The following is a 14,159-nucleotide window of genomic DNA, read 5'->3' as shown; positions in this document are numbered from 1 at the left end:
AATTATAGTTCCTTTCTTTGTTCACTTGTCTATGTAATTAGTGTCCAATAAAGTGTAACCCATCCATTTTCCATTCTTAATTGTTTTAATTCTTTTCTTAATTTAATTAATTCATTTTCTTCAACATAACGATTATCTTTAGTTTTAAAACTACCTGAATTAGTAAATTGCTTAATTCAATTGTAAGTAGCTGCTCTTGTAACATTATATTCTTTAACAAGGCAAGATACTGATTTGCCACTTTGATATAAAGCTACTATTTGTTTTTTAAATTCATCGGTATATGAGTTAATATTGGCCATAATTATAGTTCCTTTCTTTGTTCACTTGTCTATGTAATTAGTGTCCAATAAAGTGTAACCCATCCATCTGCTACTTTTTTTCATTGTGGAATATTTTGACTTGATTGTTTTTTATTAATTTCATTAATAGCACCAGCAACGGTTTTATCAGTAGTTTCTAAATTAGGAATTTTAGTACCAATAGTATTGATAGCAAAAGCATATTGAAATTGGTCTTTATCCATTTTATCTTCTATTTTTTTATCTAAGGTTCTTAAATTAACAGCATCTTGTGGTTGTATAGGGTCTGCTATATCAACAATTCTAGTATTATTTGAAGTAATAATTCTTTTTTATTTAGGTTGTATTATAGTTGAACTATTAGGGTCTATTTCTCATAATGATTCACCACTACCACCAGTAGCACTAATAACATTATTTTCAATTTTAATATTTTCACCAGCAATTAATTTATCTTGTTTTTTATCTAATAAATCATCAACATATACTTTAGTTGTAGCATCACTTAAAAATGTAGGGGTACCAACATCAATAATTCTTTTTCCATTAACATCAATACCTTTAAAATCTTTTGGAAAAATAAAATTAGGATTTTCCTTATTCACTTCTCATAATGAATTATCAATATTTGTTTTAATGCCCCTAGTATCAATATCAACTACTGAACCCATAATATTTTTTGGATGAGTAATAGTAATTTTAGTCCTATCATCACTAATTTTAATATTATTTGATTGTACATAAATTTCTCATGGATTTTGCTCACCACCATTACCCATAAATTTTTTAAATCAATTTTGTTTAGGTGAAACATCAAGATTAAAACCTTGCATAGTTGGATATTCATTTATTTCTTTTAAATAATTAAATACTTGTGGAACAATATAATAAGGGTCTTCTGGATTATTTTGTGAATAAGTAATACCTCCTTGACCAATACTTGCTTGACCACGTGCATATTCAACACCTTTACCTAATAAAAAATTAACATAATGAGTAGTTGCAGTTTGAATATTATCTGTAAATTTTGTTGGATTTATTTCTGGTCATTTTTTTGAAATAGTAAAACCACTTAAAAAATCAATATTACTACTTGCAATTTCTATTGCATATCTAATTTCACTATCTGGTGTTGTAACTTCATCAAATAATGATTTATTAAAACCTTTTCAATTTTTAAATTCTTCAATTGTAATAAACATTAATGGGTCTTTAATAGCCATAATAATTTACTCCTTAATGTAAAATAAAGGGTATTTAAACCCTTTAAATTCCAACTTTAGTTGCTTTTTTCTTATCTTTTTCTGATAATTCTTTTCTAGATGCTCTTTGACTAATAATAGTATTTTTAAATACTTCATCTTTTTCATTATCATTATTAAAACTATCAAGTAATTTTGCAACTGATGTTGTTTCTAATTGTAATTGAGAATTTATTTGCTTAATATTTTCAATAATAAATTGAATTTCTTTATCTCTTTTTAATTCTTTTGATATTTTGTTTTGTTTTGATTTTTTAATAAATTTAGATAAGAAAAGTAAAACAATAGTAACTATAATTCCGGTAGTTATTGCTCCACTTAATACTGCTGTTATTAATTCTTTTGATAAATTCATTTTTTATTCCTCCAATTGTATTTTATTTGAATGTTGTTTACATAAATGACATTCTTTTTTATGTTTTCTAATATGTTTATATTGATATATTAAATATGGACTTGTAATAATAATTGGTATAGTTATTAATAAATATTTAATTAATTTTCCATAATTACCTAATTTAGTAATAAGATTTAATCCAATATGACCAAACATAGGAAATAAAGTTAATATTAAATGGTCAGGTCAAGTAAAATTATATTGACTTGTATAACTTCCAATTCCCATTTCTATTGGTATTTTCGGTATTAATCAAGGTGTACTAGTAAAAAATATAGTTATTAATATACCAATAATATGACTAGTTATTTTTAAAATATTTGATATTAAAATTCGGACTTCTCCCCACATGTACTTGTGGAGGGAATAATGAAACTGAATGAATTCAACAATGCTTTTCAAACTGAACAGCAATGTCTTGCATATATAGCAAATTTGAAAGAAAACAAATGTATTAGGTGTTTTAATTTTAATTTGAATACTTCTGATTTAAAAAGAATGAGATGTTTAAAATGTAATCAAACATTTAGCATTCTCACAGGCACCATATTTTCAAGGTCACAAACATCTTTAACATCTTGGTTTTATCTTATCTTTAGATGAATAAACACCAAACATGGAATTCCATCAACAGATATTGCAAAAGAATTGGGAGTGACTTTGAAACTGCGGAAATATTTAGTAATCTGTGTAACTTACAAAAATAACTATGTTTAATTAATTCTAGTAAATATAATTAAATGACTAGAAAGAGTGAGTTACAGATGGCTAAAAAAGATAACTTTAATAATAATGATCCAATATCAAAAGCAGTAGATTTATTACTAGAAAATACTGAAGATTTAACAACAGTTTTTAAACCTGGCGGTTTATATAAAGAATTAACAAAAAGATTAGTTGAAAAAATGTTGAATTCTGAAGTGCAAAATTATTTAGGATATGAAAAAAATCAACATAGTACTACTGAAAATGCTCGTAATGGTACAAGTTCAAAAAAATTAATAACTCAACAAGGTAAAATTGAAATTGATGTACCAAGAGATCGCAATAGTAATTTTACTCCTGTAATAGTTCCTAAAAGTCAAAGAAGATTTAATGGTTTTGATCAACAAGTTCTTTCCTTGTATGCAAAAGGAATGACATTATCTGACATTAGAATGCAGTTGCAAGAGTTATATCATGGTGCTGATATTAGTGAAAGTGTTATTAGTCAAATTACTGATGATGTTATTGATGATGTTAAAGCATGACAAAATCGACCATTAGAAAGTATTTATCCTATTGTTTATTTTGATTGTATAGTAGTTAAAGTACGACAAGATAAACGGATTATTAACAAATCAGTTTATATAGCATTAGGAGTTGATTTAGAAGGCAAAAAAGATGTTTTAGGATTATGAATTAGTGAAAATGAAGGTTCTAAGTTTTGATTATCTAATTTCACAGAAATGAAAAATCGTGGCTTAAATGATATTCTTATTGCTTGTAGTGATAATTTAACAGGCATGTCAGAAGCAATACAATCAGTTTATCCTAAAACAGAACATCAATTATGCATTGTTCATCAAATTAGATAGTGGATGGGTTACACTTTATTGGACACTAATTACATAGACAAGTGAACAAAGAAAGGAACTATAATTATGGCCAATATTAACTCATATACCGATGAATTTAAAAAACAAATAGTAGCTTTATATCAAAGTGGCAAATCAGTATCTTGCCTTGTTAAAGAATATAATGTTACAAGAGCAGCTACTTACAATTGAATTAAGCAATTTACTAATTCAGGTAGTTTTAAAACTAAAGATAATCGTTCTGTTGAAGAAAATGAATTAATTAAATTAAGAAAAGAATTAAAACAATTAAGAATGGAAAATGATATTTTAAAGCAAGCAGCACTAATAATAGGCAGAAAGTAGAGATTATTGCAAATAATAAATCTAAATATAAAATTCGCACAATGTGTCATTTTTTAAAACTCTCTAAATCAACATATTATTTTAATTTAAAGAAAAAAAATAAAATTCAAAATAATATTTATGAACAAGCTGTTATTAGTGCTTTTAAAAAAAATAAAGAAGTTTATGGTACTAGAAGATTAAAAGTCATTCTAGAAAACCAAGAAATTTATTTATCAAGACGAAAAATTAAAGAAATTATGAATAAACATAATTTAATATCAAAATACACTAAATTATCATTCAAAAATTATCATAATAAAGTCAATGATAGTCAAATAACCAATCTTGTTAATAGAAACTTTAATAATAGAGTTAAAAATGAAGTTATTGTTAGTGATTTAACTTATGTTCAAGTAAATGGTAAGTGAAACTATATTTGTTTATTAATTGACCTATTTAACCGCGAAATAATTGGACATAGTGTAGGTACTAAAAAAGATGCATCATTAGTATATCAAGCATTTATGCACTCAAATCGCTGTTTAAAAGATATTCAAATATTTCATAGTGATCGCGGTAATGAATTTAATAATAAAATTATTGATAAACTTTTACTAGCATTCAATATTAATCGCTCTTTAAGCAAAAAAGGTTGTCCTTATGATAACGCTGTTGCTGAAGCAACCTTTAAAACTTTCAAAACCGAATTTATTAATGATAAAAATTTTACATCATTAATCCAATTAAAATTAGAATTATTTGATTACATCAATTGATATAACAACATAAGAATTCACGGCACTTTAAACTACTTAACTCCAGTTAATTATCAAAAACAAATGTCTACCAAAAAATAGTCCTAAAAAGGGTTGCCATTCCACATGTATTTATTTTTTCTTTACAATATTCACAATTAACTTTATTAATCATTATTTCACATCCTTTTATTCTCAATCAAATTCATTAAAACTATCTTGTATTATTCGCATATATTCTTTATCATTATTTTTTCTGGCTTCTAATCATTGTTCCATTAATCATTTTGCTAAATCTCATTTAGTCATTATTTCACATCCTTTTCTTCATCACACATATCACATTCTCCAAAATAATAATATTCTACGTTATAATAAATATAATGTTTGCATGGTTTTAAATTATCTTTATTCATTATCAAATTCTTCCTTTTCTATAAATTCAAGTACTTTATAATAAGCAGTAAGTTTACCTGTTTCTTTTAAAGAATCACATAAACAAATATTAATTTGCTTTTTTAATCAAATAATTAATTTTTCTTTATTCATATTAAATTTACCTTTCACTAGACCTCAAAATTTTCTATAATTTCTTCTTCTTTTTCTAATTCTTTTAATTTAGATAAAGTAGAATTGATATCAGTATTATCAATATTATTATTTGAATTAATAATTTTAACTTCATCACCAGTATTATCTTTATAAGCAATTGTTTCTTCATCAATTACTACACCTTGGTCTAATTGAAGTGCTAAATTAATATCATCTTGATTATTTAATACTATAATTGGTGTTTTATTAATGGCTTTTCTCCCTTTATGTACTATTTTAATTTTATCACATAAATGCTGAGAAAAGCCTATCTACGGACTTCTCCCCACATTTTTAAATCAAACATAGAATTACAGTTTCAAAACTAGGTATCTTGTTGAATTTATATGCAGCTTCTTTAGCATATAAATGAACATGATGTTTTGCAACTTTGATATGTGTTTTAAATGTTCTTCTTATATGTTTTCAAACTGATTCAATTTGGTTGGTATTTACACCAATTTTTGAAACATAGCCATCTTGATGGTTAACTGTTTCATGCTTAGTGAAAACTGATTTAAAATCGCAATATCCTTTTCAAGAATCAGTATATACAAGACATTTTGAAGAAATGTGGTTTTTTGCAAACTGCAAAAGATTTTTACTCTTTGCGTTTTTCAATACTTTCACAATTAAATTATTGGTTGTTTTTTGATAAATGCCAACAATCAAGGTTTTATTCACCAAGGATCTTCCTTGTTTTTTAAAACCCATATGTGAAAGATACATTTCATCAATTTGCACTGTACCTTCAACAATAAATTGAGGTTTTTGTTTTGCAATACGTGTTCTGATTTTATGAGTCATTCTTCAAGCAGTTTTCAAAGTCACTCCCAATTCTTTTGCAATATCTGTTGATGGAATTCCATGTTTGGTGTTTATTCATCTAAAGATAAGATAAAACCAAGATGTTAAAGATGTTTGTGACCTTGAAAATATGGTGCCTGTGAGAATGCTAAATGTTTGATTACATTTTAAACATCTCATTCTTTTTAAATCAGAAGTATTCAAATTAAAATTAAAACACCTAATACATTTGTTTTCTTTCAAATTTGCTATATATGCAAGACATTGCTGTTCAGTTTGAAAAGCATTGTTGAATTCATTCAGTTTCATTATTCCCTCCACAAGTACATGTGGGGAGAAGTCCGTTATTAATTTCACGAATTAATGCTTTAACTACTGTTTTTAAAGCCTGGATGGGTTACACTTTATTGGACACTAATTACATAGACAATTGAACAAAGAAAGGAACTATAATTATGGCCAATATTAACTCATATACCGATGAATTTAAAAAACAAATAGTAGCTTTATATCAAAGTGGCAAATCAGTATCTTGCCTTGCTAAAGAATATAATGTTACAAGAGCAGCTACTTACAATTGAATTAAGCAATTTACTAATTCAGGTAGTTTTAAAACTAAAGATAATCGTTCTGTTGAAGAAAATGAATTAATTAAATTAAGAAAAGAATTAAAACAATTAAGAATGGAAAATGATATTTTAAAGCAAGCAGCACTAATAATAGGCAGAAAATAGAAATTATTGTCAAAAATAAAGTTAAATATAAAATTCGCACAATGTGTCATTTTTTAAAAATCTCTAAATCAACATATTATTTTAATTTAAAGAAAAAAGAAAATAAAATCAAAAATAATATTTATGAACAAGCTGTTATTAGTGCTTTTAAAGAAAATAAAGAAGTTTATGGTACTAGAAGATTAAAAGTCATTCTAGAAAACCAAGAAATTTATTTATCAATACGAAAAATTAAAGAAATTATGAATAAACATAATTTAATATCAAAATACACTAAATTATCATACAAAAATCATAATAAAGTCAATGATAGTCAAATAACCAATCTTGTTGATAGAAACTTTAATAATAGAGTTAAAAATGAAGTTATTGTTAGTGATTTAACTTATGTTCAAGTAAATGGTAAGTGAAACTATATTTGTTTATTAATTGACCTATTTAACCGCGAAATAATTGGACATAGTGTAGGTACTAAAAAAGATGCATCATTAGTATATCAAGCATTTATGCACTCAAATCGCTGTTTAAAAGATATTCAAATATTTCATAGTGATCGCGGTAATGAATTTAATAATAAAATTATTGATAAACTTTTACTAGCATTCAATATTAATCGCTCTTTAAGCAAAAAAGGTTGTCCTTATGATAACGCTGTTGCTGAAGCAACCTTTAAAACTTTCAAAACCGAATTTATTAATGATAAAAATTTTACATCATTAATCCAATTAAAATTAGAATTATTTGATTACATCAATTGATATAACAACATAAGAATTCACAGCACTTTAAACTACTTAACTCCAGTTAATTATCAAAAACAAATGTCTACCAAAAAATAGTCCTAAAAAAGGTTGCCATTCCAGCCATTTGGTCAAAACTAGTATTTCAAGGACTATCTTCACGCTTAGTTTTACTAAATTTTTTTCTTAATTCTTGACATTCTTCAACTGTCATACCTTTATAAAAATTATTAACTTTACCATTTTTATCTAAAAGAGAAATATAACAATAATAACCAATAGTAGTAATAGTTTTTCTTTCAAAAATTAATGCTGGATTAATTTCTCATTTATTATTTTCTTTATTAAATTTATGTGCTGATGTTATTTTTTCTCTTTGAAAATACATTACTAATCCAGTTCTTTGTAATAATGTTAATCAACCATCTTCTTGAATTTGCACTTGTAATTCATCACCATATGGAATTAATGCTAATTCTTTTTTAATAGGATTAATTGAAAGATTTAATTTATATAAATTAATTAGAGGCTTTTTAATAATCTGTGTATCTTTGTTTTATAAAGTACTAGTTTAGATTAATTCTATCTTCAAATTTTATCATAAAATGAGCAATTGCTGTATTTCAATTTTGAATAGGCAATGTTCATTTTTTTGTTATATTTTCAATTGCCAAGTAAAATATTTTGAAAACTGCCATATCATTAGGAAAAACTTTTTTATTTCTGATGATTTTTCGTAATTGACTATTAACAGATTAAATAGCATTTGTAGTATAAATCACTCTTTTGATTTCTACTGGATAACTAATAAAAACCATTAAATTATCTCAATTTTTATATCAAGATTTAGTAATTTGAGGATATTGTTTATTTCATTTACTTTCAAACGATTCTAAAGCTTGCATTGCTTGTTCTTCACTACATGCACTATAAATTGGTTTTAAATCTGCAACTAGACCTTTTCGATGTTTGTATGAAACATATTTTAAACTATTTCTAATTTGATGAACAATGCATAATTGATGTTCTGTTTTAGGATAAACTGATTGTATTGCTTCTGACATGCCTGTTAAATTATCACTACAAGCAATAAGAATATCATTTAAGCCACGATTTTTCATTTCTGTGAAATTAGATAATCAAAACGCTGAATTATACTTGTAAGTGCAAGTAAATAAAATTGCAAAAAAATTCTCATATAAAAATTTCATAATGCTAAATTTATTTTATAAAAAAAGTAAGGAGTTTTTATATGAGTTATAAACATCTTGGCGTAGATGAAAGAATTTATATTGAGAATCAATTGAAATTTAAAGTTAAAATTAGTGAAATAGCTAAAAATCTTAATCGAAATATTAGTACTATTATTCGAGAAATTAATAGAAATCAAGATAATAGTAATTATTTTTCATTGATTGCACAAAATAAAGCTGAAAATAGAAAACAATCACATATTTTTTTTCATAAGTTTAAAAATAAAGATTTAGTAAAATATGTGCAACAAAAACTATTATTAGGCTGATCACCTGAACAAATTTATGGCAGAATTAAAAATTTTCATAAACAATGAGTTATTAGTTTTAAAACAATTTACAATTGAATTTATTCTGGATTGCTTGATCAAGTTACTAGTAAAAATTTAAGAAGAAAAGGCAAAAAACGCAAATCTCAAGAAAATCGTGGCAAATTCAATAGCAAATCAATTAAAGAAAGAGATCTTAATATTAATGATCGTATAACACTTGGTCATTGAGAAGGAGATACTATAGTATCATCACGAGGCAAAAGTAAAAAATGTTTAATAACTTTAGTTGAAAGAGTATCACGATTTACTTTAGCAATATTAGTTAAAAACAGAACTACTAAAGTTATTAACAAAAATATTAGCCATTATTTATCAATTCTTCCTAAAAATATTGTTAAAACCATTACTTTTGATCGTGGTAAAGAATTTTCAAATTGACAACAACTTGAAAAAAATTTAGATGTGAAAATTTATTTTGCAAATCCATATTCACCTTGACAAAGAGGTACTAATGAAAATACTAATGGTTTAATTAGAGAAAAATTTCCTAAAAAATTTAATTTTTCAAAAACTTGTAAAAATGAAGTTCATAAATTTATATTGTCTTTAAACCAAAGACCAAGAAAAATACTAAATTATCTTTCACCGATAGAATATTTGGATAGAAAAATAATTTAGTTGCACTTACCTTTACAATTTAGCATTTTTCCTAAATGTTTTAATAAAATTAAAATTGATTTATCCATAAGTTACTCCTATCATTTTTTAATTGTTTTAAATCTATTATCTAAATGTACTTCAATATTTTTACTAGTATTAACTATTAAATGACTATTAATAACAATTCAATTATTTTGATTACTATCTAATTTTTTAGGTAATTTATCAAATTCAATTGAATTACAAGAATAAATAGTTTTTTATTTAATTGATTTTTCATTAATCATTTTTATCATTTTTTTCTAATCTAAATTTAAAAATAAAATCTATATCATTTTCTTCAAATTCTTTTTTTACAATTTTATTTCAATTTTTATATTGAATTTCATTTTTAAAACTTAATAATATACTTAATAAGTTATCTTTTATTTCTTCATAATTTCATTGTTCATCTGTGATTACTGATGTAGCACAAATAATTTTTTTTACTTTTCTATTCATTTTATTTCTCCTTATTAATTTAATTTTTTACAATCTCAACATAAATTGTTTTGACAACATTCGTATTTTTGATGTTCATGGCAATAGTATAAAAAATTACATTTGTTCATTTTTATTTCTTCTTAATCATTCTTTAATATTATTTTTCAAAATATTTAATTCTTTAATTTGACCCCTTAAAACATCTAATTCTCATAAATTTAATTGATTTAAATTAATTTCTTCAATTTGATATTCTAAAAATTCAATTCTAGCATTAATATTTTTAACTAATAATTGATTAAAATTACATTTTTTATTTTTACAATATTCTAATTTATATTCCATTTTTATCTTCTCCTTTAAAATATTTTGTTTTTACTTTAAATCATTCAAGTAATAATTAATTAGTTATTTCAATTTCTATTTCTTTTTGAATATTTTTATTAGTTAAATAAACATAAGTTTTATTAGATGGTCATATACCATTAGCAAGTAACATACAATAATAAGCAGTTAATTGTAATTTAATTCTTTTTAATTTATCTTCATCAATAGAAGCATAAGTTTTATAATCTACTAAATAATATTTATTTTCTTTTTTATTTAAATAAACTAAATCTGGTTTTCCAGCAATTACACTATCATTAATAGGTTTTTCTATAATAAATTCATAATTATTTTTATCTTTAAATTTTTCTTTTAAAAACATAAGTGATTTTTTACAATAAGAATAATTTATATTATTAGTTAATGGTTTTAATTTTTTTAATAAATTATTAATAATATTTTCTTCATTAATATTTTGTAAATATAATTCATTAAGTTTATGAACTCATTTACCACGAACTGAAGCATTTTTTAATACTTCTGGTGCTATATGACTATATCCAAAACCTAAATAATTATCAATAATTCTAGAAACTGATATTAATTCTTTATTATCAATAAAATATTGATGTGTTTCTTTTTTAAATATTATTTGCGACATTCTCATATACCTTTAACACGAGCATCATATTTAATAATTATTTTTTTAAATTTATGTTCTTGAATAGAACCTTTAAAATTTCAATTTTCTCAATTTTTATCAAATACTTTTCATAAATTATTATTAAAATTATTAAAATCACATCGATAAGTCATGTTTATTTTCCTTTCATTAATTAAGTTTTTCTTGATTTGGATATTGCATATCTAATTCAAATGCTAATATTTCATAATGGATAATATATGCATCTTCTAATAAATGATGTTTATAATTTTTATGAAAATTATTTGCTTCCTTAAATGTATAAAAAACTTTATATTTTGTTTCAAATGTATAATTAACTTTATATTTTATTAAATAAACGTATGTCATATTTATTTTTCTCCTTTATTTTATTTATTGTGTTATGATATTGTTAATGAGGTATGTATTTATATATAAACCCCCTATTTTCTTAAATAATACAAATGTAATTGTTAATTATATTAATGGGTTATTTACTGAGCCATAATAAGGCTATTCAAATTAATCTATAATTACATTAAGCGATACAGTGTAACATTTTAACTTGCTTAACATTAAATGCGCTTTTATACTGATATAGAAGTATTTACATAAAGTACTCACTATTAGACTTCTACGACAGTTTTATTAAGTTTTAATCTTTTAACAAAAAAAGAACGATAGTTATATCGTTCTTTGTTATCCAATTATGATTCTAAGGGTTAAAGTGATGCGCCCTTTGACAACCGCCCTTTGTTTTTTATATAATTATTATATTTTTAAAGGCTTTTCTCCCTTTATGTACTATTTTAATTTTATCACATAAATGCTGAGAAAAGCCTATCTACGGACTTCTCCCCACATTTTTAAATCAAACATAGAATTACAGTTTCAAAACTAGGTATCTTGTTGAATTTATATGCAGCTTCTTTAGCATATAAATGAACATGATGTTTTGCAACTTTGATATGTGTTTTAAATGTTCTTCTTATATGTTTTCAAACTGATTCAATTTGGTTGGTATTTACACCAATTTTTGAAACATAGCAATCTTGATGGTTAACTGTTTCATGCTTAGTGAAAAATGATTTAAAATCGCAATATCCTTTTCAAGAATCAGTATATACAAGACATTTTGAAGAAATGTGGTTTTTTGCAAACTGCAAAAGATTTTTACTCTTTGCGTTTTTCAATACTTTCACAATTAAATTATTGGTTGTTTTTTGATAAATGCCAACAATCAAGGTTTTATTCACCAAGGATCTTCCTTGTTTTTTAAAACCCATATGTGAAAGATACATTTCATCAATTTGCACTGTACCTTCAACAATAAATTGAGGTTTTTGTTTTGCAATACGTGTTCTGATTTTATGAGTCATTCTTCAAGCAGTTTTCAAAGTCACTCCCAATTCTTTTGCAATATCTGTTGATGGAATTCCATGTTTGGTGTTTATTCATCTAAAGATAAGATAAAACCAAGATGTTAAAGATGTTTGTGACCTTGAAAATATGGTGCCTGTGAGAATGCTAAATGTTTGATTACATTTTAAACATCTCATTCTTTTTAAATCAGAAGTGGATGGGTTACACTTTATTGGACACTAATTACGTAGACAAGTGAACAAAGAAAGGAACTATAATTATGGCCAATATTAACTCATATACCGATGAATTTAAAAAACAAATAGTAGCTTTATATCAAAGTGGCAAATCAGTATCTTGCCTTGCTAAAGAATATAATGTTACAAGAGCAGCTACTTACAATTGAATTAAGCAATTTACTAATTCAGGTAGTTTTAAAACTAAAGATAATCGTTCTGTTGAAGAAAATGAATTAATTAAATTAAGAAAAGAATTAAAACAATTAAGAATGGAAAATGATATTTTAAAGCAAGCAGCACTAATAATAGGCAGAAAATAGAAATTATTGTCAAAAATAAAGTTAAATATAAAATTCGCACAATGTGTCATTTTTTAAAAATCTCTAAATCAACATATTATTTTAATTTAAAGAAAAAAGAAAATAAAATCAAAAATAATATTTATGATGAAGCTGTTATTAGTGCTTTTAAAGAAAATAAAGAAGTTTATGGTACTAGAAGATTAAAAGTCATTCTAGAAAACCAAGAAATTTATTTATCAAGACGAAAAATTAAAGAAATTATGAATAAACATAATTTAATATCAAAATACACTAAATTATCATACAAAAATCATAATAACAAAGTTAACGATAGTCCAATAAACAATCTTGTTGATAGAAACTTTAATAATAGAGTTAAAAATGAAGTTATTGTTAGTGATTTAACTTATGTTCAAGTAAATGGTAAGTGAAACTATATTTGTTTATTAATTGACCTATTTAACCGCGAAATAATTGGACATAGTGTAGGTACTAAAAAAGATGCATCATTAGTATATCAAGCATTTATGCACTCAAATCGCTGTTTAAAAGATATTCAAATATTTCATAGTGATCGCGGTAATGAATTTAATAATAAAATTATTGATAAACTTTTACTAGCATTCAATATTAATCGCTCTTTAAGCAAAAAAGGTTGTCCTTATGATAACGCTGTTGCTGAAGCAACCTTTAAAACTTTCAAAACCGAATTTATTAATGATAAAAATTTTACATCATTAATCCAATTAAAATTAGAATTATTTGATTACATCAATTGATATAACAACATAAGAATTCACAGCACTTTAAACTACTTAACTCCAGTTAATTATCAAAAACAAATGTCTACCAAAAAATAGTCCTAAAAAAGGTTGCCATTCCAGAAGTATTCAAATTAAAATTAAAACACCTAATACATTTGTTTTCTTTCAAATTTGCTATATATGCAAGACATTGCTGTTCAGTTTGAAAAGCATTGTTGAATTCATTCAGTTTCATTATTCCCTCCACAAGTACATGTGGGGAGAAGTCCGTTTTTAAATTTCCTAAAAAGTAAAATAACAATAACATTATTTTTGATAAATATTTATTAGAATTTATGTAT

General features: G+C 24.1%; 22 protein-coding genes and 2 pseudogenes. 7 read left to right on the top strand and 17 right to left on the bottom strand.

Translation table 4 applies throughout. The features are described 5' to 3' along the window. Positions 1-29: 29 nt before the first annotated feature. The 6 genes from AACL02_RS08750 to AACL02_RS08725 all read right to left on the bottom strand — a co-directional run bounded on the left by AACL02_RS08750 (position 30) and on the right by AACL02_RS08725 (position 2,385). Entirely contained in the window at positions 30-302 is a 273-nt protein-coding gene (locus AACL02_RS08750; protein WP_339040917.1) for a transposase, read from the bottom strand. Between the two features lie 29 nt (positions 303-331). Continuing rightward, the gene (locus tag AACL02_RS08745) at positions 332-526 is read right to left on the bottom strand and encodes a hypothetical protein (RefSeq protein WP_339040915.1); all 195 of its coding nucleotides are present in this window, start codon (positions 524-526) and stop codon (positions 332-334) included. Between the two features lie 108 nt (positions 527-634). Further along, positions 635-1,525 carry a hypothetical protein gene (locus AACL02_RS08740; protein ID WP_339040914.1) on the bottom strand — a complete coding sequence of 297 codons (891 nt, stop codon included), beginning with the start codon at positions 1,523-1,525 and terminating at the stop codon, positions 635-637. A gap of 43 nt (positions 1,526-1,568) precedes the next feature. Next, a complete protein-coding gene (locus AACL02_RS08735) occupies positions 1,569-1,919 on the bottom strand; it encodes a hypothetical protein (RefSeq protein WP_339040912.1) in 351 nt (116 codons plus the stop codon). 3 nt (positions 1,920-1,922) lie between these two features. Beyond that, entirely contained in the window at positions 1,923-2,312 is a 390-nt protein-coding gene (locus tag AACL02_RS08730; RefSeq protein ID WP_339040910.1) for a hypothetical protein, read from the bottom strand. Then, positions 2,263-2,385 (bottom strand): hypothetical protein, encoded by a 123-nt coding sequence (locus AACL02_RS08725; protein ID WP_339040908.1) that lies wholly within the window; start codon positions 2,383-2,385, stop codon positions 2,263-2,265. The genes AACL02_RS08730 and AACL02_RS08725 overlap by 50 nt, the downstream gene beginning before the upstream one ends. Between AACL02_RS08725 and AACL02_RS08720 the strand changes: the two genes are divergently transcribed. The 3 genes and pseudogenes from AACL02_RS08720 to AACL02_RS08710 all read left to right on the top strand — a co-directional run bounded on the left by AACL02_RS08720 (position 2,331) and on the right by AACL02_RS08710 (position 4,722). Then, the gene (locus AACL02_RS08720; RefSeq protein WP_339040906.1) at positions 2,331-2,678 is read left to right on the top strand and encodes a hypothetical protein; all 348 of its coding nucleotides are present in this window, start codon (positions 2,331-2,333) and stop codon (positions 2,676-2,678) included. The genes AACL02_RS08725 and AACL02_RS08720 overlap by 55 nt on opposite strands. A 47-nt stretch (positions 2,679-2,725) precedes the next feature. Next, positions 2,726-3,535 (top strand): annotated as a pseudogene (locus tag AACL02_RS08715) (IS256 family transposase); the annotation flags it as partial. A gap of 69 nt (positions 3,536-3,604) precedes the next feature. After that, a protein-coding gene (locus AACL02_RS08710) for an IS3 family transposase (RefSeq protein ID WP_422397815.1) occupies positions 3,605-4,722 on the top strand; the annotation gives its coding sequence in 2 pieces (ribosomal slippage) (positions 3,605-3,875 and positions 3,875-4,722; 1,119 coding nt in all). Positions 4,723-5,028: 306 nt separating this feature from the next. Here the strand turns inward: AACL02_RS08710 and AACL02_RS08705 are convergent. Together AACL02_RS08705 and AACL02_RS08700 are read right to left on the bottom strand one after the other, a co-directional pair. Beyond that, positions 5,029-5,169 (bottom strand): hypothetical protein, encoded by a 141-nt coding sequence (locus AACL02_RS08705; protein WP_339040902.1) that lies wholly within the window; start codon positions 5,167-5,169, stop codon positions 5,029-5,031. A 336-nt stretch (positions 5,170-5,505) separates the two neighbouring features. Beyond that, positions 5,506-6,327, bottom strand: coding sequence for an IS1595 family transposase (locus AACL02_RS08700; protein WP_281747836.1), 822 nt, complete (start codon positions 6,325-6,327; stop codon positions 5,506-5,508). 146 nt (positions 6,328-6,473) lie between these two features. Here AACL02_RS08700 and AACL02_RS08695 point away from each other — a divergent pair. After that, positions 6,474-7,591 (top strand): IS3 family transposase gene (locus AACL02_RS08695; protein ID WP_339043699.1). Its coding sequence is split into 2 segments (ribosomal slippage): positions 6,474-6,717 and positions 6,717-7,591, totalling 1,119 coding nucleotides; the frame shifts between segments, so codons are not numbered across the junction. Here the strand turns inward: AACL02_RS08695 and AACL02_RS08690 are convergent. Further along, entirely contained in the window at positions 7,578-7,979 is a 402-nt protein-coding gene (locus tag AACL02_RS08690; RefSeq protein ID WP_339043698.1) for a recombinase RecT, read from the bottom strand. The genes AACL02_RS08695 and AACL02_RS08690 overlap by 14 nt on opposite strands. A gap of 79 nt (positions 7,980-8,058) precedes the next feature. Next, positions 8,059-8,637: pseudogene (locus AACL02_RS08680) on the bottom strand (IS256 family transposase); the annotation flags it as partial. Positions 8,638-8,744: 107 nt separating this feature from the next. On the opposite strand from AACL02_RS08680, the gene AACL02_RS08675 reads away from it, so the two are divergent. After that, a complete protein-coding gene (locus tag AACL02_RS08675; protein ID WP_339040235.1) occupies positions 8,745-9,695 on the top strand; it encodes an IS30 family transposase in 951 nt (316 codons plus the stop codon). A gap of 261 nt (positions 9,696-9,956) precedes the next feature. On the opposite strand, the gene AACL02_RS08670 is transcribed toward AACL02_RS08675, so the two are convergent. The 6 genes from AACL02_RS08670 to AACL02_RS08645 form a co-directional block, all read right to left on the bottom strand. Beyond that, positions 9,957-10,178, bottom strand: coding sequence for a hypothetical protein (locus AACL02_RS08670; RefSeq protein ID WP_174481251.1), 222 nt, complete (start codon positions 10,176-10,178; stop codon positions 9,957-9,959). 96 nt (positions 10,179-10,274) lie between these two features. Beyond that, on the bottom strand, positions 10,275-10,505 hold the full coding sequence (locus AACL02_RS08665; RefSeq protein WP_339040897.1) for a hypothetical protein: 231 nt from the start codon (positions 10,503-10,505) through the stop codon (positions 10,275-10,277). A gap of 55 nt (positions 10,506-10,560) precedes the next feature. Beyond that, positions 10,561-11,148, bottom strand: coding sequence for a PD-(D/E)XK nuclease family protein (locus AACL02_RS08660; protein ID WP_339040895.1), 588 nt, complete (start codon positions 11,146-11,148; stop codon positions 10,561-10,563). Beyond that, positions 11,136-11,303 carry a hypothetical protein gene (locus AACL02_RS08655; RefSeq protein ID WP_339040893.1) on the bottom strand — a complete coding sequence of 56 codons (168 nt, stop codon included), beginning with the start codon at positions 11,301-11,303 and terminating at the stop codon, positions 11,136-11,138. The genes AACL02_RS08660 and AACL02_RS08655 overlap by 13 nt, the downstream gene beginning before the upstream one ends. A gap of 16 nt (positions 11,304-11,319) precedes the next feature. Next, positions 11,320-11,520, bottom strand: a complete 201-nt coding sequence (locus AACL02_RS08650; protein WP_338962426.1) for a hypothetical protein — start codon at positions 11,518-11,520, stop codon at positions 11,320-11,322. Between the two features lie 497 nt (positions 11,521-12,017). Then, a complete protein-coding gene (locus AACL02_RS08645) occupies positions 12,018-12,710 on the bottom strand; it encodes an IS1595 family transposase (RefSeq protein ID WP_339040890.1) in 693 nt (230 codons plus the stop codon). An 83-nt stretch (positions 12,711-12,793) separates the two neighbouring features. Between AACL02_RS08645 and AACL02_RS08640 the strand changes: the two genes are divergently transcribed. Beyond that, a protein-coding gene (locus tag AACL02_RS08640; protein ID WP_339040217.1) for an IS3 family transposase occupies positions 12,794-13,914 on the top strand; the annotation gives its coding sequence in 2 pieces (ribosomal slippage) (positions 12,794-13,037 and positions 13,037-13,914; 1,122 coding nt in all). Here AACL02_RS08640 and AACL02_RS08635 read toward each other — a convergent pair. Continuing rightward, positions 13,901-14,053, bottom strand: coding sequence for a hypothetical protein (locus AACL02_RS08635; RefSeq protein ID WP_339040888.1), 153 nt, complete (start codon positions 14,051-14,053; stop codon positions 13,901-13,903). The genes AACL02_RS08640 and AACL02_RS08635 overlap by 14 nt on opposite strands. On the opposite strand from AACL02_RS08635, the gene AACL02_RS08630 reads away from it, so the two are divergent. After that, the gene (locus AACL02_RS08630) at positions 13,999-14,148 is read left to right on the top strand and encodes a hypothetical protein (RefSeq protein ID WP_339040886.1); all 150 of its coding nucleotides are present in this window, start codon (positions 13,999-14,001) and stop codon (positions 14,146-14,148) included. The two genes, AACL02_RS08635 and AACL02_RS08630, sit on opposite strands and share 55 nt — an antisense overlap. Positions 14,149-14,159: the final 11 nt, after the last annotated feature.

Source organism: Spiroplasma endosymbiont of Apeira syringaria (genome assembly GCF_964020205.1).
Classification (GTDB): Bacteria; Bacillota_I; Bacilli_A; order Mycoplasmatales; family VBWQ01; genus Spiroplasma_E; species Spiroplasma_E ixodetis_A.
This window is presented reverse-complemented; position numbering and strand designations above follow the sequence as displayed.